Consider the following 19,074-nt stretch of genomic DNA (forward strand, 5'->3'; position numbering starts at 1 on the left):
CCGGGCGTTGCTGGCGCGCTGTGCTAGCGCTCGAACAGGGGCGACGTGCCGCCCACCCAGTCCTTGTCCTTGTTGAAGTCGACGCCAATCATCTCGCCCCGGCTCAGGCGGCTGAGGCCGGTGAGCAGGCGGGGCCGCGCCGCGCCGGCCGGCCAGATGTAGAGCAGGCGGATTTCGCACTTCACCAGCCCATCGGGCGACTGCACTACCGGCTCGTACTGCACCTTGCGCTGCAACAGGTAGTGCTGTTTGTCGGGCAGCGCATCCAGGTCGGTGGTTGTGACGTGCAGGCGGACGCCCGCGCCGGCGAATGAGTACAGCGGTTTGAGCACGTAATTCCCCAGGTCGGCCGGGTACTCGTTCAGCTCGTGCAGGTAGTAGCTGGGCGGCACAAACGGCCCGCTCAGCAGCGGGAGCGTGAATTTGCTGACGCGGAAAAACCAATTTGGGTGGCCCACCCAGGTCACATCCACATCGGCATCGGTGAGGTGAAACTCGGTTTCGAGGTCGGGGTAGCGGGCCAGCTCGTCGAAAATAATGCGGTTGTAGATGCGCTTGATGCGCACCAGGCGGCCGTCTTTTTCATAGAATAGCTCGCGGCCGCGCTTGCGCACCTTAGTGAGGCACACCGGCTCGATGCCCCAGAACTGGCGCGTGAGGGCAAAATCGACGCGGGTTTTCTGGCGTTCCGGGAACAGCTCCAGCAACACCACGTTTTCGGCGGGCTCGTCGGCCAGCAGGAACTGACGCATCTCTTCGACGTAGCTGGCAAAGTCGGCGGTTTCGATGAACGGAGACACCGAATCGGGGATGGGAAAGAACTTGCCGAATTCGCCCGGCAGCCAGGCCTGAAAGGCATAGAGCGACGGAAATCCCTGCATTTCAATCAGCTGCGGCTCCAGCTCGCCGTGAGCATCGCGGCACACAGCAAAGTCGAAGGTCAGGAATTCGGGACGGCCTTCATCGCCGGGCACGCGCTGATGCGCCGGAATGGCGGCCTCGGTGCGGGCCTGGAAATCGGGCTGCTCGATGACGTTGATGATGCTCTCGCCGGCGGCAATCAGCTTATCGCGCAACCCGGCCGGAATGAAAACCGGCGACTCGGCTACCCGAAAATCAAGCTGGCCGGGCAGCTGGCGGTCGATATCGTCGAGCATTTCCTGGTAGCGGGCGGGCGTGAAGGCGGCGTTGTAGCGGCGACGAGGTTCCGGAATCATAGGAAAGGAGTAGGGGTAAAGGAGTTAAAAGTTGAGAGTCAAAAGTTAAAAACGACTGCTCCGAATTTTAACTCTTAACTTTTAACTACGACTAAGCCAGCATGGGCGCGGCCACCAAATGGGCCAGCGCTCGCCGCAAAAACGTGGGCAGGATGATGGATTCGGTGTATTCGATGGTGCCCGGGTCGGCCAGCAGGCGCACCATCTCGTCGTACTTCGCTTCGCCGTAGGCAGTGATAACCTGCTGCTTACGTTCTTCAGTCAGCATGTAGCGCAGCATGCCTTCGCCGTCGGCTTCGGGGTGAAACTGCGTGCCCAGCACCTCCGGCGTGAAGCGGATGGCCATGATGGCGCGGGCCAGCGGCACGTGCGGCCGCTCTTTTTCGAGGCATAGCACTTTGCCGCCCAGTTGGGCCAGCCGCTCGGTGTGCAGCTCGGTCAGCTGGTAGTCACGCGAGTCGACAGCGTAGAACGGTTCGGGCAGGCCCGCGAAAACCGGCTCGGCCTCGCCGGCTTCGGTGAGGTGCACCGGCAGCACGCCAAACGAAGTCGACTTGCGCTTGCCCACCTCGCCCAGCCCTAAGTGCCGGCTCACGAGCTGGAAGGAATGGCAAATCAGCAGCAAATGCTTTTTTACGGGCTGGGTGCGGTTGTGCAGCAGCAACGTGTCAATAAATGTGAAGTAGCGGGCTTCCCAGGGCTCGTCCGATGCCAGCGGGCTGCCCGGGCCGCCGGTTGAGATGTAGGCGTCGTAATCGACCCCTGGCAGCTGGTTTTCGGCGCGCACATTATAAGTGTCCACCTGAAATTCTACCCCTAAATCGGTGGCGCTCCGTTGCAGCAACTGCCGAATGCAGCGCATGCCCTCGTTGGCCACATTATTATACATATCCAGGATGGCAATTCGAATTGGCTTGGTCATAATCAATCAGTAATAACTCCGGTGAAATTTGGGGCGCAGGCCGCTGCCGGAAAGAAGCAACGCCCACCGGAAGGCGGGCGTTGGTAAGTCAAAGTTAGGATAGATGAGGCAGATTTACAGGCCGTGAGCGGTTTCCTGGAGGATGAAATCGACCACGCGGTGCAGGTCGCCGGTTTCGCGGAACACCTGGAGCTGGCGGTCGGCCCCGGTGCCCATTTCCATGATTTTGAGGGCGTATTCCACCTCGTGGCGGCTGCCGAGGTCGTCCACCACGTCGTCAATGAAATCGAGTAATTCCAAGATGAGCTGGCGGGTGGGCACCTCCTCGTTCTTGCCGAAATCAATCATGCGGCCATCGATGCCGTAGCGGGCCGCGCGCCACTTGTTCTCCTTCACCAAGGCGCTGCGGTAGATGCGGAAATTCAGGTTCTGCATCTTCAGCTTATAGATTTTGGCTACCAGCGCCTGCATAATCGCGGCTACGCAGATGGTTTCATCGGCGCGTAGCATCATGTCGCAGATGCGGTATTCGATGGTGTCGAAGAACGGGTGCAGGCGCAAATCCCACCAGATTTTCTTGCCGTTGTCGATGCAGCCGGTTTTAATCAGTAGGGCAATAAATTCGTCGTAGTCGCTGGCGCTGTGGAAGAAACCCGGGATGCCCGTGCGCGGAAACCGCTCGAACACCTTGGTACGGAACGACTTATAGCCCGTTTCGCGGCCTTCCCAGAACGGCGAGTTGGTGCTGAGCGCGAACAAATGCGGCAGGAAATACCGCAGCGTATTCATCATGTACACGCCCATTTCGCGGTTTTCGATGCCGATGTGCACGTGCATGCCGAAAACGAGGTTGGAGCGGGCAGCCTCCTGCAGTTCCTCCACGATTTTGTCGTAGCGGGCATCGGGCGTAATGGGCTGCTCCTGCCAGCGCGAAAATGGGTGGGTGCCCGCCGCACCGATTTTCAGGCCCTGCTTATCGGCCAGCTCCATTACGTGGCGGCGCAGCATCAGCACCTGCTCCCGGCCTTCGGTGATGTCGTTGCAAATGGTAGTGCCTACTTCCACCACGGCCTGGTGCATTTCGGCCTTCACCTGCTCGTGCAGGGTCATCTGGCCGCCCTCCACAATCTGCGACAGGTGCGAGCGCAACTCCCGGGTGTTCGGGTCGATGGTCTGAAACTCTTCCTCGATGCCGAGGGTGAACTTGGGGGACGACATAAGCGGCGGAAATTAAACCCGCCCGGCCAGTGGAAATCGGCCGGGCGGGCAATGAGGTAGAAAAACGCGCTTGGGTTTAAGCTATTCGACTAAGCCTTTTTCTTGGGAGCCGCTTTCCGGGCCGCCGGCGCTTTCCCGCCGGTGGGTACCTCGCCGGTCGGCGGCTCGGGCTTAACGGCTCCAGCAGCCTTCTTAGCGCTGGCTTTTGGCGCGCCGGTAGCACCCAGGTCGTTGGTTTCGTGCACGGGGGCGCCAACTTTTACCGAACCTGTTGCCTTTGGGGCAGCTTTAGACTTCGCTTGGGGAGCCTGCTTGGGCGCTACTCCAGCCGCCGCTTTGGCGGCAGTGGGGTGCACGAAGGTGCCCCAGGTCAGATTGTCCTGGCCGGGAACCTGCGCCTGGGCGCGTTCGATAGCCATGTTGGCGGCAGCTTCCACCACCCACTCAAAGTTGGCTTGGCCCACCGAATTCAGGTCGGCATCGGGGGCGGGGTTGCCGAAGTCGATGGCAATTGGAATACCGTCGCGCACGGCAAATTCCACGGTATTAAAGTCGTAACCAAGGCCTTGGTTCAGCTTCAATACGTAGTCCTTCATGGTAGCCAGCAGCTTTTCGCCGGCTTCGCCCGTCGTTTTCATCTCAGTGGCGTAGCGCAGGTGCGGCTCGTTGCGAGGCTCGTAAGGCATAATCAGCACCTCCTTGCCACCAATGCAGTAGCAGCGGAAGTAGTCGGTGAATTCCACCGATTCCTGGAACAGCATCACCAGCTGATTGGTCTCGTCGTAGGCGCGGAAGAAGTCTTCGGGGCCGTGCAGCTTGTACACGCTTTTCCAGCCGCCGCCCGAGTGGGGCTTCATGTAGGCCGGGAAACCGATGTGGGCAAAAGCCGCCTCCCAATCCATCATGCTCAGGTTGCGGAAGCTACGCTCGGTGGTATCGTCGGGGCGGGCTTTGCTGGGCAGGAGCAGGGTTTTGGGCACCGGCACCCCGAGGCGCACGGCCAGCGCGTTGTTGAAAAACTTCTCATCGGCCGACCACCAGAAGGGGTTGTTAATCACGGCCGTGCCCATCAGGGCGGCGTTTTTTAAGTAGGCTCGATAGAAGGGCACGTCCTGCGAAATGCGGTCGATGATGACGGCGTAATCGGTAGCCACGTGCTGCTCCACCTGATTGATTTGCACGAACTCGGCCGTGATGCCGTCCACTGCCTTCTCGTTCACGCGGTCAACGAAAGCCTGGGGGAACGTGTTTTCTTGTCCGAAGAGGATGCCAATTTTTTTCATGCGAAAGGGTGTTTTGGTTGTCGGTTATTCGTTGTCAGTTGTTGGGCATTCATTGAGCAGCGTTTTACTAACAACTGACAACGAATAACTAACAACTAAATAGTGCTTAAATATTCCGGGAACATTTCGCGCCACACCGGCCAGTCGTGGGTGCCGTAGGGTTTCACATCGAGCCGGTAGCGGATGCCTTTTTCGCTTAGAATGCGGGCCATATCGTAGTTAGCACCTTTGCAGAAGTCGTGTTCGGCCGTGCCCAGGATGATGTTCATCCACTGGAAATGCTCGTTGTGCGCGCCGGGAATGAACTCGGGCGGGTTGTTGAAATAGACGTTGTCGTCGTGGTAGCCATCCACAAACTGGCGAATGTCAAACGCCGCGCCCATCGTAAAAAGGTGCGCCACCTGATTGGGATGCCGGAAAGCAAAATTGAGTGCGTGGAAGCCGCCGAAGCTGCACCCGGCCACCGCGATTTTATCGACGCTGCACTCCCGTTGCAGCATTGGTACCAACTCTTCGCTCAGGAACTGGTCGTAGAAAACGTGGTTTTGCACCCGAATGCGTGGCTCCAGGTGCTTGGCATACCACGAATGTTTGTCGATGCTATCTATGCAGAAAAGCTTCACGCGGCCGGCTTCCACCAGCGGGCGGGCGGCTTCGATGAGGTTGAAATCGCGGGCTTCGTACTCGCGGCCGCCGGAAGTGGGGAAAATAACCACCGGGTAGCCCCAGGTGCCAAACACCAGCATGTCAATATCCTGGCCCAGATGATGCGAGTAAAAGCGGCGGTGTTGTTCCTGCACGGGAGTCGGGGTTAAGGGTGAGTTTACCACAACCGTAGTGGCGGTGCGGCAAACTAGTCAAGAAATAATGGACCGACTATTATGGTCCCGTTATTATTTCTAACACAGTACGAACTCCGCCCGCCTGCGTTACTTTGTCCGATGCTTTCTGACCCGACTATGCCCGCCGCGCCGCTTGCTGGCACCCGTTTGTGCCGCGAAGTGCTGACTTCGGCCCACTTAGGCCGCGACGTGGAGCTGAGCATCCTGCTCCCGCCCGGGTCGGCTAGTCCCGACCCGCTGCCAGTGCTCTACCTCAACGACGGGCAGGACTTGGAGCGCCTGCACCTGCAAACCACGCTTAATGCGCTGTATACTAGTGGAGCCGTGCGGCCCTTCGTGCTGGTAGCGCCGCACGCCAACGAGCAGCGTGTGCAGGAATACGGCACGGCCGCGCATCCCGATTTCAACGGCCGCGGCAGTCGGGCCGGGGCTTATACTGAATTCGTAATCGAAGAACTATTGCCTTTTGCGCAGGCGAAATACCATGCTTCGGCCGACCCGCTCCAGGCCGTGATGGCCGGTTTCTCACTCGGGGGCTTGTCGGCCGTGGATATGGTGTGGCATCATCCGGAAGCGTTTGCGCGAGCCGGCGCTTTTTCGGGCTCGTTCTGGTGGCGGCAGCGGGCCGTGGGGGCCGGCTACACGCCCGCCGACCGCATCATGCACGGCCTTGTGCGGGCCCGCCGGGCGCACCCCAGCCACGCCTTCTGGCTGCAAAGCGGCACGCTGGACGAGCGCGGCGACCGCAACGAAAACGGTGTCATCGACTCCATTGAAGACTGCCTCGATTTAATCGAAGAACTGATTCGCAGCGGCCTCGACCCGCAGCGCGCCCTGCGCTACGTGCAGGTGGAGGGCGGCCACCACCACCCCGATACCTGGGGCCGCGTGATGCCCGATTTCCTGCGTTGGGCTTTCGGGCAGGAGGGAAGCGCAAGTCCGCTGCCGGCTCCGCTGCCCGTGGTGCGCCTGCAACTCGACCCACATTTGGTGCCTGAAATTCTGCTACCCACAGCCTCCGCGCCGGCACCGGTGGCCCCGCTTGTGCTGCCGTCGGCCGACATTGCGAGCACCCAGGCTGCGGCTGCCATTATCGTTTCTCCCACTCGCGCAATCCCCCAATCCATGCCCCTCACCCGTCCCATCGAAGGTGATTACCTGCCCTACGCCCTCGGTTACATCAACCAGATTCCAACCGACCAGGACCCGCACGAGGCCCTGCGCCAGCAGCCGCAGGAAATTCACGCCGTATTCGCCGGCCTTAGCGAGGCACAGGCTGAAAAGCCGTACGCCAACGGAAAATGGAGCCTGAAGGAAATGCTGCTGCATCAAATTGATAGTGAGCGCATATTTGCCTATCGCGCCCTACGCTTCGCCCGGGCCGATGGCCAGGATTTGCACGGTTTCGAGCAGGACGACTATGTGGCGAACAGCAATGCCAATGCCCGCACCATTGCCAGCTTGCTGGGAGAATATGATGCCGTGCGGGCCGCTACCGTGGCCCTGTTTGATAACTTTGGCGAGGAAGAGTTAAACCGGCGCGGTACGGCCAATGGCGGCCCGGCCACTGTACGGGCGCTGCTCTACATCATTCCCGGCCACGAGCGGCACCACCTTAACATCGTCCGCGAGCGGTATTTGCCCATTTTGTAGGTGTTTTCGGTAAAATTTCTACCTTCGCCTGCCACAACACGCCGGCCCGGCCGTGCGTTGAAATCCCTGGAACCATCCCTTCACTAAAAATTCTTTTCAATCATGGCTAAAGCCCAGGACGCCCGCAAAGAGAAAAAGAAAGAGCCCGTTAAATCCATGAAGGAGAAAAAAGCGGAGAAAGACGAGAAGAAAGTAGCCCGCGCCCGCAAGCAGGAGTAGTTTGAACTACGGATTTTGTGGGCGACTGCTTACCTCATTCAGTTGCCAACACAAACGGCCACCCATCGGGTGGCCGTTTTATTTCTACAGGAAAGTCTGCGGAATCTAATCATCCAAAAAATCCGGATAATCTGCCCAATCTGATAATTCCGTGGTTCAGATAGTATAATATGGCTCTTTCTCCTTGTCGTGGTGCCGAATGTAACCGTGCAGCACCAGCTTTATCAGCGTCTGGTAGGCGCGGCGCTTGCCGAAATTTACCAGTTTCATATACTCGGCCAGCGTAATGCGCGGGTGGGTTTTGAGGTAGTCGATAACGGCCAGCTCCTGGCGGTTGAGCGGAATTAGCTCGAAGCGCGACTCGGCGGGTTGCTTGCGCGCCAGCAGCTTTTCGGTGAGGCCGCTGGTTTGCACGCTGGCGTCGCGCACGCGCACGTAGCCGCGCCAGTCGTCGGGGCCGACGAGGGCGCGGTGGGGCTTATTCGGGCTTTCGGGAACCGTGACGATGAGGACGGTGCGGCCCGCGTCGTCTTCCACCTCGCGGTAGTGTAAGTCGGTGAGCGGGGGCTCGACGTAATGGGCGGCTGCGTCGCGCAGTACGAACAACTCTTCCTCTGCGTCGCGCACGCCCAGCACCCGGCCGGCATCATCAACGCCCACCAGCACCTGCCCGCCGCGCGTGTTAGCCAGCGAAACCAGCGTGCGCGAGATGCGGTGCGGGTGCGTGGTTTTCTGCTTGAATTCCAGTTCCTCGCCTTCGCCGCGGGCGATTAGTTCGTGTAAATCCATGCCTTATTATACGAAAAGCGGACATAAAAAATGCCGCTTCTGCTGAACAGAAGCGGCATTTAATGTTTTTCAGCTAACAGCTAACAGCTAACAGCTAACAGCTAACAGCTAACAGCTAACAGCTAACAGCTAACAGCTAACTAGAACGGCAGGTCGTTGTCGTCGTCGCTGGCGATGGGCGCGGCCGAAGGCTGGGCGCGCAGCGTGGGGTTCTGGTTCTGGGCAGTGGGGCGCGGAGCCGACTGCTGCTGGCCACCGCCACCACCGTAGTTGGCAGCACCGGCGGGCTCGATTTTCCAGGCCTCCAGGTTGGTGAAGTACAGCATCTGGCCGTTTTTGTTGAAGCCGCGGCCGCGCAGGTTGAAGGTCACCTTCACCTCGTCGCCCATTTTGAAGGGGTCGATGAGGCTGGTTTTATCCTGAACCATCTGAAACTTAATATGCTCGGGATACTGGCCGTCCTGGACTTCCAGCACGAACTCACGCTTGCGAAACTTCTCGCTTACCTGCTGTTCGTCAAATATTTCGTGCAGCCGGCCGGTTACGTCGTATGCCATGATAATGGGGTGTTTTTGTATGTGTAGACTTGAACATCAAACCTACGAAAAAAAACGCAAGCATGCCCGCCGCCGTTCCCTGCGGCTACCTTTGCGAGCACCTTTTCGCCGACTTTTTTACTCCTTATATATATGTACGCCCTCGCCCTCCATGGCGGCGCCGGCACCATTGCCCGCGCCTCCCTCACGCCCGCCGACGAACAGCAGTACCGCGCCGCCCTCGAAGCAGCCCTCACCATCGGCTACGACCTGCTGCGCGATGGGGCTGCCGCCCTCGATGCCGTGGAAGCCACCGTGCGCAGCCTCGAAGACTGCCCGCTCTTCAACGCCGGACGCGGGGCCGTGTTCACCCACGAGGGCCACCACGAAATGGACGCGGCCCTGATGGCTGGCCACACCAAGCTGGCTGGTGCCGTCACCGGCGTGCGCCAGGTCCAGAATCCCATCCGCGCCGCCCGGTTGGTGATGGAGAAGACCGAGCACGTATTATTGGGCTACCCCGGGGCCGACGAGCTGGCCCGCGAATACGGCCTGCCGCTGCAGCCAGCCGAGTATTTCTTCACCCAAAAGCGTTTCGACCAACTGCAGGATGCCATCGCCGCCGGCAAAATGCAGCTCGACCACGCCGCCGACCCCAACTGGAAAAAAGGGACCGTCGGCGCCGTGGCCCGCGACCAGCACGGCCACCTGGCCGCCGCCACCAGCACGGGCGGCATGACCAACAAGCGCTACTCCCGCATCGGCGACACGCCGCTCATCGGGGCCGGTACCTGGGCCGATGCGCGCTGCGCCATCAGCTGCACCGGCAACGGCGAGTATTTTATTCGGGCCGTGGCGGCATACGATGTGGCCTGCCTGATAGATTACAAAGGCCTGAGCCTGGAAGAAGCGGCCCGCATTGTGGTGCAGGACAAGCTGGCGCCGGTGGGCGGCGAGGGCGGCCTCATCGCCATAGACGCTGATGGGAACGTGACGCTGCCGTTCAATTCCGAAGGCATGTACCGCGCCAGCCGCCGTGAAGGCGAGGACGCGCGGGTAGCTATATATAAGGAGTAGTTAGACCAAAGACGAAATGAAACAACGGAACGTCATGCTGAGCTTGTCGAAGCATCTCTAACGCGTAGGTAATCCTTTCGATTGGATTTACTACTGCAGTAGAAATGCTTCGACAAGCTCAGCATGACGTTCCGTTTTTTTCTGCTACAGCTGAAATTACCACGTGTAGTGCACCAGCGGCCGGATGCGGCGGTCGTACACTTCGCGCACGGCCTGCATCTGTTCGGGCGAAAGCGCCGGTAGCTCCGCCGCTTTCAGGTTCGCCAGAATCTGCTCGGGGCTGGAGGCGCCGGGGATGACGCAGCTTACTTCGTCGAACATCAGAATCCAGCGCAGGGCCTGGGCGGCCAGCGGAGCCTGGGGGCCCAGGGCTTCCTGCAATTCGGCCACGGCTTCGAGGCCGGTATTGTAGTCGACGCCGGCAAAAGTTTCGCCTTTGTCAAACGCTTCGCCGTGACGATTGAAGGCGCGGTGGTCGTCGGGGGCGAAGTGGGTCTGGGGCGAGAACTTGCCCGTGAGCAGGCCGCTGGCCAGCGGCACCCGCACAATCAGGCCAATGTCGCGCCGGGCGGCCTCCTTAAAAAACAGCTCCGGCGGGCGCTGCCGGAACATGTTGAAGATGACCTGCACGGTCGTCACATTAGGGAATTCGATGGCTTTCAGGCCTTCCTCCACTTTCTCGATGCTCACGCCGAGGTGCTGGATTTTGCCTTCCTCCCGCAGCCGGTCGAACAGCTCAAAAATTTCGGGGCGATAATACACTTCGGTCGGCGGGCAATGCAGCTGCACGAGGTCGAGGGTTTCGAGCTGCATGTTGCGCAGGCTGTCTTCCACGAACTGGCGCAGGGCGGCAGGCTGGTAGGCATCGGCCGTGTGGGGCTGCAGGCGGCGGCCGCATTTGGTGGCCACAAAAATTTGCTCGGAGCGCGAACGCACCAGCCGACCCACGGCTTTTTCGCTTTCGCCGTCGCCGTACACGTCGGCCGTGTCGATGAAATTGATGCCGGCATCAACGGCGGCGTTCAGAATTTTATCAGCGTTTTCGTGGCTGAAGGGCTCGCCCCAGCGGCCGCCCACCTGCCAGGTGCCGAGGCTGATTTCAGAGATGGAAAATCCGGTTTTGCCGAGTTTGCGGTAATTCATGTGATGGAAGTTGGCGTAATAAAGCAGTAAAATCGTTCTGTTCCGCAGTTTCCGCTCATTGGGAGTTGCTCCAGAACGTGCGAAGAACGCCCCAATGGAACAAAAAAGCCCGCTCATTGGCGCAATGAGCGGGCTTTGAAAAGCAGCAAGGCCGGATTAGTTTATTGGGCAGCCGGAATATCGATGGCCACGGTGGGCGCGACGACCGGGGCCAGCACGTCTTTGCTTGGGTAGAATTTCCGTTCGCGCATGTCGTACACGTTGCCTTTAGCCAGCACGTGCATCGTCACGTTTTCGATGGAAAGCACGGTGCCTTTTTTGGCGGCGGCGGCGTTGTTGTGCTGAATATTGTGGCCGTCGAGAATGATAACCAGGTTAGAGCCAATGGTTTCGACCAGATTTCCCTCGGTGATGAGCACGCCGGTATCCTCACCCAGGCCAATACCGATGAGCTTGGGATATAGCGCCACCGACTCAATGAGGCGGCCAAAGCGGCCACGCTTCACGAAGTGCGAATCGACGATGGCGGCCGGCAGCAGGCCCAGGCCGACGCCCATTTTCACGGCGCCTTTCAGCAGGGCGTCGGGCACCGACCCGCCACGAATCATGTGCTGCGACATGGCCATGGCCCCGGCGCTGGTGCCGGCAATTACGAAGTTGGGCTCGGCGTAGTAGCGCTGAATCATGCGGTCGAGAAAGTCGGTTTCGCCGAACATCTCGCGCAGGCGCGACTGGTTGCCGCCCGAAAACATCACTACGTCGGCGGCCAGCAGGCGCTCGAGGTACTCGGGCTGCCGGGCATCTTCGGGCGTGCGAATGTCCATGATGCCCACGTTCAGGCAGTTGAGCATGGCGAACGAGCCGGTGTAAATCGGCCCGACTTCTTCCGGAATCATTGAAGCCGTGGTTACGACTTCGATGCGCGGGTCGAGCTTGCCGCTTTCGAGCACAATGCGCTTCAGAATGCCCAACTCGAAAAAGTTGAGGTAATACTTGCGGCGGGTGCGGGGGTTGGGGTACGTGCCCTTGTCCTCGTTGCCGCCCACGGCGATGAGCTTGCCAAGTGGGATGATGGTTTTCAACGGAATGCGGATGTTACGAAGTGAAGCGAAACGATTCGAGCCGGCGCGGCCGCCGGGTGGGAGCGAAGTCCGAGGCAAAGTTCGGGCCGGATGCGGAAACTATCCGCGAACTATTCACGGGCGGGCGGCGCGGCCAGCAGCGCATCGAGCGTGCCGGTAGCAACCGAATGGTAGTTGGGCCGCGCTTCCTTATAAATAGCCCGCGCCCGCGCCGGGCCATCGGGCGTGGCCAGCAGCGCCCGGTACAGCGGCACCAGAAATTTGCGCCGCCCCACGTGCCGCAGAAATTTTTCCACGGCCGCGTCGGCCGGCGCGTAGCCCGCCCGCAGCGTGTGCGGAAACCAAGCGGTGAGAATTTCGGCGTTGCCGGAATTGGTGAAGCCGAACGCGGCGTCGAGGTCGGCCAGCTCTTCGGCCGAGCGTGTTGCGGGCAGGCCGTGCAGGAAGTGTACCCACTCGTGGCTACTCCAATTGGCGGTGGCCGGCAGGAGGGAGGCGGCATCCGCGCCGCCCGCCAGCTGGCCGAGCACTTGGTCGACGGCGGCGAAGCGACTTGAAGTTGCCGCCGGCGCGTTGGACGGCAGGCCGGGGCCGTGCACCCAGGCGGCCAGGTTCAGGCGGGCTTCGAGGCCGGGTTCGGCATCGAGCAGCTCGGCGCGGAGGTAGTGCAGGAAGCTGGCGGTGTCCATCGCCTGAAAACTGAACCGCGCGAAGTACTCCTTAATAAAGGTATCGAGCCGGGGCCGGCCCACCAGCGACTCCAGCGTGAGGAGCAGGGCACACCCTTTCTCGTAGGCAATTTCGGTGAGGCCTTCGTCGGGGTCGCGGCCAGCCAGGTGTAAGTGTAAATGCGTGTCGGGACTGGTCGCCCCAATCTCCGCGATGGTGTGGTGCAATGCCGCGCCGCCCAGCACCTGGAGCATGTCGGCGTATTCGCGGCCATACAAATGTTCCATGATGCGGCGCTCGAAATACACCGTGAAACCTTCGTTTAGCCAGAAATCATCCCACGTTGCATTTGTAACCAAGTTGCCCGACCACGAGTGCGCCAGCTCGTGCGCCACCAGACTGGTCAGGCTGCGGTCGCCAGCCAGGATGGTAGGAGTTACAAATGTTAATCGGGGGTTTTCCATCCCGCCGAAGGGGAAGGAGGGAGGCAGCACCAGCAAATCGTAGCGCTCCCAGCGGTAGGGGCCGTACAGCTCTTCGGCCGCCCCCACCATTTTTTCCAGGTCGGCAAACTCGTGGGTGGCCACCGGCAGCGTGGCCGGCTCAGCGTATATGCCGGTGCGCCCGCTAAGCGGGGAGAAGGCAAGGTCGCCCACGGCCAGCGCCATCAGGTAGGCCGGGATGGGCTGGGCCATGCGGAAGTGGTACTCGCCGCTCGGACTAAGCTGCTGCGGGTTCTCGGCATTCATCAAAGCCAGCAGATGGGCGGGTACGTGCACCGTGGCTTCGTAGGTGAAGCGGATGCCGGGCGAGTCCTGACACGGCAGCCAGGTGCGCGCCAGAATAGCCTGCGACTGCGTGAACAGGAAGGGCTGCGTGCCGGCCGTCTGGGCCGGGGCCAGCCACTGCAGGGCGGCCGCCGTGGGGGCCGTGCGGTAGGCAATGCGGACGGCCGTAGCTCCGGCCGGCAGGGCAATGCGCAGCGCCTGGCCGAGCACGGCATCGGCAGCATCGAGGGTGAAGGCGGCGGGTGTGGGCTGGCCGGCAGCACCCAGCGCCTCGACCGTTTCGATGGTGAGGTCGCGGGTATCGAGCACCAGCTCGGAGCTGCTGCCGGGGTTGGCCAGCTGCCAGGTGGCGGTGCCGGCCAGCATTTTTTGGTCGAAGTCGACGGTAAGATTCAGGGTCAGGTGGCGCACCCGGGCGGCGCTGCGGCTGGCGTAGCTGTGCGGGTCGAGGGGTTGTGTAGTGGGGAAGGTTGTTTCAGACATGCGGGAGGAAATCGGCAAAAGGAAAAGTAGAAACGGTTTTCTCAACGAGGCGCGAAGAGGGTATTGGTAGAACAGCAGCGGAAGGAAGCTACAAAAGTCCGAACACGCGCAGTGCTACTGGGTAGAGAAGCCGTAGCCGCTGGCGGTGCGGTACCAATAGGAGCAAAACATCCTTTCTATAAAAAACCATACGGAACTGGCACGATTCCGGCGGAGCAGGCAGTGGCCGATGCCGCGTTGTGGCGTACTTTGCAGCCAGACTGCCCCGGGCAGCCCGGCGCAACCCCGCCCACGGCTTGGCAGTACAACCCCCGCCTGGGCTACGGCCGAGGCAAGTTTTCCGCCCGCTTTATTTTCCTCAATGACATTCCTCCTCCGATTTACTTCCCTGCTGTGGCTACTGTTGGCCGCGTTGGGCAGCACTACCCTCACCGCCTGCGGCTCCGACTCGCAGAAGCAAACCTCCGAGCAGGCGGCCACCGATTCGTCGGTGACGGCCGTGGCCGGGGCCCAGCCCCGCATGGACAGCACCCAGCTCATCTCGGCCTTCCGGGGCGAGCCGGCTTTCAAGTCCCAGCTGCTGCCTGCCCTTCGTTTCTACCGCGAGCGCAAATTCCAGCTGGGCTGGTTTAAGAACCACCAGCCCGTGGCGCAGGTCAAGAACCTGCAAGCCATGATGGCTAAAGCTGCGGATGAAGGTCTGAATCCTAAAGACTACCAGGTTAAGGACATAGCTAAAATGCTGGCCGAGCTGGATAAGGCTCAGAACGACTCAACAAAGCGTAACGCTCTCGAGCGGCAGGTAGATATTGCCCTGACCGGAACGTACATGAAGTGGGCCAACGACTACTATCGTGGCGTGGCCAATCCTCGCGATAAGAAGGACTCGTCGTGGCTGGTGAAGCCTAATAAAATCAAGCTCAACAAGGCACTGACAACTTTTCTGGGGGAGCGCAAAAGCCGCTACAACTACTACGAGTTTGCCCCACTGCACCCCGAATACGACCAGCTGAAGCAGGCCCTTGCCACCTATCGCGCCCAGGAACGGGCCGGCGGCTGGCCCACGCTGCCCGCCAATACCGTCCTCAAACCCGGCCAGTATTCGCCGGCCGTGGCAGCCCTGCGCAAGCGCCTGCTCGACAGCGAAGGCGGCGAAGCGGCCACTGCAACGGCTGCCGCCGCGGCCAAGCCCGGCCAGCCGGCCGATGTAGCGGCCCTCACTTATGACGCGAAATTAGAGGCCGCCGTGAAAAAATTTCAGGAAGATGCGGGCCTGAAAGCTGACGGTATTGTGCGCGGCGAAACACTGAAACAGCTCAACGTTCCCATCGGCACGCGCATCGACCAGCTTATTCTAAACATGGAGCGGTGGCGCTGGCTACCCAAAAAGTTCGAGCCGAACTACCTGCTCGTAAACATTCCGGAGTACACGCTGCACGTGATTGAGGACAACAAAGAAGCCTTCAACATGCGCGTTATTGTGGGCAAAGTGCTGCACGAAACGCCGGTGTTCAGCGACAAGATGGAGTACGTGGTGTTGGCTCCCTACTGGAACGTACCGTTCAGTATTATCGACAACGAGCTGCGCGATAAGCTCGCCGCCAACCCCAGCTACCTCGACCGCCTCGACATGGAAGTGGTGAAAGGCTACGGCCGCAAAGCCACCGTCGTCGACCCCGCCAGCATCGACTGGGCCAACGTGACGCAGGCGACGTTCAAGTACACGCTGCGCCGCCGCCCGGGCCCCAAAAACGACCTCGGCGACGTGAAGTTTATCTTCCCGAACTCGAACGACATTTACCTGCACGACACGCCCCACGACGAGCTGTTCTCGCAAAGCTCGCGTAGCTTCAGCCACGGCTGCGTGCGCCTGTCCGAGCCCATCAAACTAGCCGAATACCTGCTACGCGACCGCCCCGAGTGGGACCGACAGACTATTCTGGACAGCATTGCCACGCACCGCGAGAAGTACATCACGCTTAAAGAAAAGCTGCCCGTGTACCTGGTGTATTTCACGGCCTGGGCCGATGCCAGCGGTCACCCGCACTTCCGCGACGATATCTACGGACTCGATAAAAAGCTCGCCCGCGAGTATTTCGACTAGCTGATTATGCTCTTTGAGAGCAGTCTTTAAATCTGCGAAAAGCCCCGGTAGCCCACAGGCTGCCGGGGCTTTTTTGTTAGCACGCATAGCGTTATAAATAGCCACGAGAGCAGACGCTAACTAGGCAGGTCAGCATGCGATAGCGCCGGTACAAGCAGGAGTATTTGAATGGGTAAGCACCACAATTTATTATTTTGCCACGACTGATAACTGGCGTATCCAAGAGGTTAAATGCGGCAAATGAGCCGCCTTATTACATTTGTTATTGTGCCAAAGTATTAGTATCATTTGTAAACAAATGGCCTTTTGAATGTACGATTTACATTTGTTGATAATAGACTCAAGGCAGTTTCTTGCTGTGATGAGACGTTAAACCATTGCTGACTACATTTGTAATCTAAAAGTAGCATCATGGTTGAACGCATCAGGACCTTGTTGGAAAGCCGTCAGCTCACGCCGACGCAGTTTGCCGACCTCATTGGCGTGGCTCGCCCCATCGTGAGCCACATCCTTTCGGGCCGCAACAAGCCCAGCCTGGAAGTGGTGCAGCGGATTCTGGCCGCTATGCCTGAACTGGCCATGCCTTGGCTACTGAACGGCAGTGGGCCCATGCTAGCTGCTGCAGGCAATTCAGGACCTGAAATGGTGCCCACTGCCATTGCTCCGGCAGCTTTGGCTCCGGCATCACCCGGTATTCCGGCCCCCCAGAATGCAGGGGGAACGCCTACAATTGACCCTGTACCACCTAAGCAATCGGCAAATAATCAATACGATGGAACGGTATCCCGGAGAGCGGATGCTTCGACATTGCCAGCAGGCAGTTTGGGCGAAAAGCGACTGGATAAAGCTGCTGCGCCCGCTGGCCGAGTTGGCAAGCCGGCCCCGTTCAAACCGGCGTCCAAGCTAGTGGCTACGCCCAAACGGTTTGTTGCCATACCAGTAGCTACAGCCACACCAACTGCTATAAGTGAGCCGGAGACTATGCAGTCGCAAGAGCCATTTGAGCCATCGGTTGCTGTGCCTCCAGTGAACGTCGTGGCAAGTGAGGTGGTAGCGAATCCCATGCCGGCAGTGCCACATCCAGCTTCCCAAGCGCCCGTTACTGCAGGTGTTGCACCCGAAGCAACCAGCAAGGCCCCCGAGAGTGCCATGGCGCAAGCACTGTTTGCCGGAGCTGAAAAGCCTATCCGGCGGATTGTGATTTTCTACCGTGACGGTTCTTTTGCCGATTATCAGCCCGAATAAAGAAGTTGAAACTAGATGCCAGCACGTCTTTTCCTGTACTTGATTGGGGAGACACCAATGGCAACTTAGCCAGGTAGCCAGCGCTTTGCGTATGGCCCAGGAGGAACACGTGCGGTTCACACAGCCCAAGGCTTTGGGTAAATTCAATGCCCATCGGGGTTTTAAAAAGCCAAATTGAAAGCCAATTCTTTGGATACTGCAAGTATACATGCTAGCAGTATAATCCAATACCAGGACTGTCTATTAACCAGCTGAGCAGAGGTGCCTTTCTGTTTATATTGCCTTGCGGCCCGACGCGATAACACAATTTGGCAGTTCTCACTTCGCTCACTTGTACCCAAAAAAAGCTTAGCCCGGGATATAGGTGTGATACTACGAAATAGATATATCTTGTTGACCATGATGCTAACTTCTATGGTCAATTACATGAAGTGGAAATTAAGGTCGATTTTATTTTTATAAACACCTGTTTATCAAAGTTAAATTATAGGCTAACGGAAGTATTGGATTGGGTTGAATGGATGCGTTTTTTACCCCTTGTGGAAAGGTTCAAAACCGGTGGCTTGCTGTTAAATTTAGCGGTTGTAAAGCTAGTTGTTCGTTGGTGTACAGCCTGTGACTGCTAACTGTATTGACAATTACCCGTAACGATTGGATGCTATTGTTGGAAGATAATCGCAATTGGGCGTGCTAATAGAGTGAGCGGTTTGTCTGGTTGGAAGCCTGTAGGCGCAGCCTTGTTTTGTTGTATTTACGTTGAGGAAGTACTCGTCGCTGGATGCGACGTGGAATGAGAGAATTGGCAGGTACGCAAGCTAAAGTTGGGAAGGGCGTTGCCTGAAATGATGAGTAGTAAAAGTGTTTAGTTGTCAAATGTAAATTACCCGTTCAGCCGCTGGTATCATTAATGGAAGCAGGGTTGCTTTTCTATTACGACTAAAGCTCCAATGGCAGATGTGAGGGTCAGAGTCGTCTTTGTTCGTTTGACAGCCGTGGGCTACCTTCGTGGCATGAAACTGACCCGCACGAATCTTTGGTTGGCCGCCGCAACGGCCATGCTCCTGACGGCCTCCTGTGCCCAGGCCCCCGATGCCGCCGAGGCTGAGAAAGACCCTTCGGCTGATGCCGCTTACAAGCGTGCCCACCGCGCCGAAGGCTACCGCGAAGCCCAGCGCTCCAACGTGACCCGCAACTAGAGCACCGAACCGGGTCCCGGATTAGAAACCGGGGGTTCCTAAAAACAAAAAGCCCCTGCCAGATTTTTGGCAGGGGCTTTTTTCGTGTTGGGGTTTCAGTACCGGATAGCCATGCTACCGAGTAGCTACCAGTACAGGCAGCGGGGTTGCATCAAAGCTGGGCAAGCTGATGCCGGCCAATAGGTCGCGCTCCAGCAAGTCGGCCCAGGTGCGGAGGTAGAGCACCACGTCATCGCGTTGGTTGTGGCGAAGGCCATTGCGGCGCTCGAAGGGAATTTCCCGACGGATGCGGGCGTCGGAGAGACGTTCGAGATGCGTGAGGTCGGTGCGGGTGAAGCCGAGGGCCAGCATCTCGTCGATGGTCTGGTCGATGGGCAGGCCGCTGGTGGGGCAGTAATCGATAATCTGGCGCTCCCAGTCGCCGTAGCGCTGCATGGCGCGGGCGTGGATTTCGGCTTTGGTAAGTTGGGTGATGGTTTGGGCGAGGTGGCCGCAGTTGCAACTGCCCATGTGGCCCCACTGGTAGGGAGCCTGGGTGGCGAGGCGCTGGGCCGTGGCGCGCAGGGCCTGGATAACGGGAAGCGTAGGCTGGGCCATTTTCAGTTAGG

16 protein-coding genes are annotated in these 19,074 nt (G+C 59.2%); 5 read left to right on the top strand and 11 right to left on the bottom strand.

Features of this window, described 5'->3' with window-relative positions:
* Window positions 1–23: 23 nt before the first annotated feature.
* The 5 genes from MON38_RS07670 to MON38_RS07690 form a co-directional block, all read right to left on the bottom strand.
* Window positions 24–1,217 (bottom strand): hypothetical protein, encoded by a 1,194-nt coding sequence (locus MON38_RS07670; RefSeq protein WP_241935573.1) that lies wholly within the window; start codon window positions 1,215–1,217, stop codon window positions 24–26.
* A 91-nt stretch (window positions 1,218–1,308) separates the two neighbouring features.
* Complete coding sequence (locus tag MON38_RS07675) at window positions 1,309–2,139, bottom strand: type 1 glutamine amidotransferase (RefSeq protein ID WP_241935574.1); 831 nt, start codon at window positions 2,137–2,139, stop codon at window positions 1,309–1,311.
* A 114-nt stretch (window positions 2,140–2,253) separates the two neighbouring features.
* Window positions 2,254–3,357 (bottom strand): carboxylate-amine ligase, encoded by a 1,104-nt coding sequence (locus MON38_RS07680; protein ID WP_241935575.1) that lies wholly within the window; start codon window positions 3,355–3,357, stop codon window positions 2,254–2,256.
* A gap of 89 nt (window positions 3,358–3,446) precedes the next feature.
* Window positions 3,447–4,640 carry an ATP-grasp domain-containing protein gene (locus MON38_RS07685; protein ID WP_241935576.1) on the bottom strand — a complete coding sequence of 398 codons (1,194 nt, stop codon included), beginning with the start codon at window positions 4,638–4,640 and terminating at the stop codon, window positions 3,447–3,449.
* A 95-nt stretch (window positions 4,641–4,735) separates the two neighbouring features.
* Window positions 4,736–5,440 (bottom strand): alpha/beta fold hydrolase, encoded by a 705-nt coding sequence (locus tag MON38_RS07690; protein WP_241935577.1) that lies wholly within the window; start codon window positions 5,438–5,440, stop codon window positions 4,736–4,738.
* Window positions 5,441–5,581: 141 nt separating this feature from the next.
* Here MON38_RS07690 and MON38_RS07695 point away from each other — a divergent pair, with 141 nt between their 5' ends.
* A complete protein-coding gene (locus tag MON38_RS07695) occupies window positions 5,582–7,135 on the top strand; it encodes an alpha/beta hydrolase-fold protein (RefSeq protein ID WP_241935578.1) in 1,554 nt (517 codons plus the stop codon).
* Window positions 7,136–7,510: 375 nt separating this feature from the next.
* Here MON38_RS07695 and MON38_RS07700 read toward each other — a convergent pair whose 3' ends face one another.
* Together MON38_RS07700 and MON38_RS07705 are read right to left on the bottom strand one after the other, a co-directional pair.
* The gene (locus MON38_RS07700; protein WP_241935579.1) at window positions 7,511–8,143 is read right to left on the bottom strand and encodes an AlbA family DNA-binding domain-containing protein; all 633 of its coding nucleotides are present in this window, start codon (window positions 8,141–8,143) and stop codon (window positions 7,511–7,513) included.
* 140 nt (window positions 8,144–8,283) lie between these two features.
* Window positions 8,284–8,700 carry a DUF3127 domain-containing protein gene (locus MON38_RS07705; RefSeq protein ID WP_241935580.1) on the bottom strand — a complete coding sequence of 139 codons (417 nt, stop codon included), beginning with the start codon at window positions 8,698–8,700 and terminating at the stop codon, window positions 8,284–8,286.
* Window positions 8,701–8,832: 132 nt separating this feature from the next.
* Between MON38_RS07705 and MON38_RS07710 the strand changes: the two genes are divergently transcribed.
* On the top strand, window positions 8,833–9,756 hold the full coding sequence (locus MON38_RS07710) for an isoaspartyl peptidase/L-asparaginase family protein (protein ID WP_241935581.1): 924 nt from the start codon (window positions 8,833–8,835) through the stop codon (window positions 9,754–9,756).
* A gap of 156 nt (window positions 9,757–9,912) precedes the next feature.
* On the opposite strand, the gene MON38_RS07715 is transcribed toward MON38_RS07710, so the two are convergent.
* The 3 genes from MON38_RS07715 to MON38_RS07725 all read right to left on the bottom strand — a co-directional run bounded on the left by MON38_RS07715 (window position 9,913) and on the right by MON38_RS07725 (window position 13,921).
* Entirely contained in the window at window positions 9,913–10,899 is a 987-nt protein-coding gene (locus MON38_RS07715) for an aldo/keto reductase (protein ID WP_241935582.1), read from the bottom strand.
* A 161-nt stretch (window positions 10,900–11,060) separates the two neighbouring features.
* Window positions 11,061–11,981, bottom strand: coding sequence for a cyanophycinase (locus MON38_RS07720; RefSeq protein ID WP_241935583.1), 921 nt, complete (start codon window positions 11,979–11,981; stop codon window positions 11,061–11,063).
* A 110-nt stretch (window positions 11,982–12,091) separates the two neighbouring features.
* Window positions 12,092–13,921 carry a M1 family metallopeptidase gene (locus MON38_RS07725; RefSeq protein WP_241935584.1) on the bottom strand — a complete coding sequence of 610 codons (1,830 nt, stop codon included), beginning with the start codon at window positions 13,919–13,921 and terminating at the stop codon, window positions 12,092–12,094.
* 361 nt (window positions 13,922–14,282) lie between these two features.
* Here MON38_RS07725 and MON38_RS07730 point away from each other — a divergent pair, with 361 nt between their 5' ends.
* From MON38_RS07730 to MON38_RS07740, 3 genes are all read left to right on the top strand, one after another.
* A complete protein-coding gene (locus MON38_RS07730) occupies window positions 14,283–16,025 on the top strand; it encodes a L,D-transpeptidase family protein (protein ID WP_241935585.1) in 1,743 nt (580 codons plus the stop codon).
* 411 nt (window positions 16,026–16,436) lie between these two features.
* Window positions 16,437–17,270, top strand: a complete 834-nt coding sequence (locus MON38_RS07735; RefSeq protein WP_241935586.1) for a helix-turn-helix domain-containing protein — start codon at window positions 16,437–16,439, stop codon at window positions 17,268–17,270.
* A gap of 1,010 nt (window positions 17,271–18,280) precedes the next feature.
* Window positions 18,281–18,466, top strand: coding sequence for a hypothetical protein (locus tag MON38_RS07740; protein ID WP_198068736.1), 186 nt, complete (start codon window positions 18,281–18,283; stop codon window positions 18,464–18,466).
* A 114-nt stretch (window positions 18,467–18,580) separates the two neighbouring features.
* Here MON38_RS07740 and MON38_RS07745 read toward each other — a convergent pair whose 3' ends face one another.
* Window positions 18,581–19,063, bottom strand: a complete 483-nt coding sequence (locus MON38_RS07745) for a hypothetical protein (RefSeq protein ID WP_241935587.1) — start codon at window positions 19,061–19,063, stop codon at window positions 18,581–18,583.
* Between the last annotated feature and the right edge of the window lie 11 nt (window positions 19,064–19,074).

The sequence above is a fragment of the Hymenobacter cyanobacteriorum genome (assembly GCF_022631375.1).
Classification (GTDB): Bacteria; Bacteroidota; Bacteroidia; order Cytophagales; family Hymenobacteraceae; genus Hymenobacter; species Hymenobacter cyanobacteriorum.

What these genes read in the sequence shown, in the direction of transcription:
- MON38_RS07735 (WP_241935586.1), top strand. Translation starts at nt 16,437, where the DNA reads ATGGTTGAACGCATCAGGACCTTGTTGGAAAGCCGTCAGCTCACGCCG.
- MON38_RS07695 (WP_241935578.1), top strand. Translation starts at nt 5,582, where the DNA reads ATGCTTTCTGACCCGACTATGCCCGCCGCGCCGCTTGCTGGCACCCGT.
- MON38_RS07685 (WP_241935576.1), bottom strand. Translation starts at nt 4,640, where the DNA reads ATGAAAAAAATTGGCATCCTCTTCGGACAAGAAAACACGTTCCCCCAG.
- MON38_RS07730 (WP_241935585.1), top strand. Translation starts at nt 14,283, where the DNA reads ATGACATTCCTCCTCCGATTTACTTCCCTGCTGTGGCTACTGTTGGCC.
- MON38_RS07715 (WP_241935582.1), bottom strand. Translation starts at nt 10,899, where the DNA reads ATGAATTACCGCAAACTCGGCAAAACCGGATTTTCCATCTCTGAAATC.
- MON38_RS07680 (WP_241935575.1), bottom strand. Translation starts at nt 3,357, where the DNA reads ATGTCGTCCCCCAAGTTCACCCTCGGCATCGAGGAAGAGTTTCAGACC.
- MON38_RS07675 (WP_241935574.1), bottom strand. Translation starts at nt 2,139, where the DNA reads ATGACCAAGCCAATTCGAATTGCCATCCTGGATATGTATAATAATGTG.
- MON38_RS07710 (WP_241935581.1), top strand. Translation starts at nt 8,833, where the DNA reads ATGTACGCCCTCGCCCTCCATGGCGGCGCCGGCACCATTGCCCGCGCC.
- MON38_RS07725 (WP_241935584.1), bottom strand. Translation starts at nt 13,921, where the DNA reads ATGTCTGAAACAACCTTCCCCACTACACAACCCCTCGACCCGCACAGC.
- MON38_RS07700 (WP_241935579.1), bottom strand. Translation starts at nt 8,143, where the DNA reads ATGGATTTACACGAACTAATCGCCCGCGGCGAAGGCGAGGAACTGGAA.
- MON38_RS07670 (WP_241935573.1), bottom strand. Translation starts at nt 1,217, where the DNA reads ATGATTCCGGAACCTCGTCGCCGCTACAACGCCGCCTTCACGCCCGCC.
- MON38_RS07740 (WP_198068736.1), top strand. Translation starts at nt 18,281, where the DNA reads ATGAAACTGACCCGCACGAATCTTTGGTTGGCCGCCGCAACGGCCATG.
- MON38_RS07705 (WP_241935580.1), bottom strand. Translation starts at nt 8,700, where the DNA reads ATGGCATACGACGTAACCGGCCGGCTGCACGAAATATTTGACGAACAG.
- MON38_RS07745 (WP_241935587.1), bottom strand. Translation starts at nt 19,063, where the DNA reads ATGGCCCAGCCTACGCTTCCCGTTATCCAGGCCCTGCGCGCCACGGCC.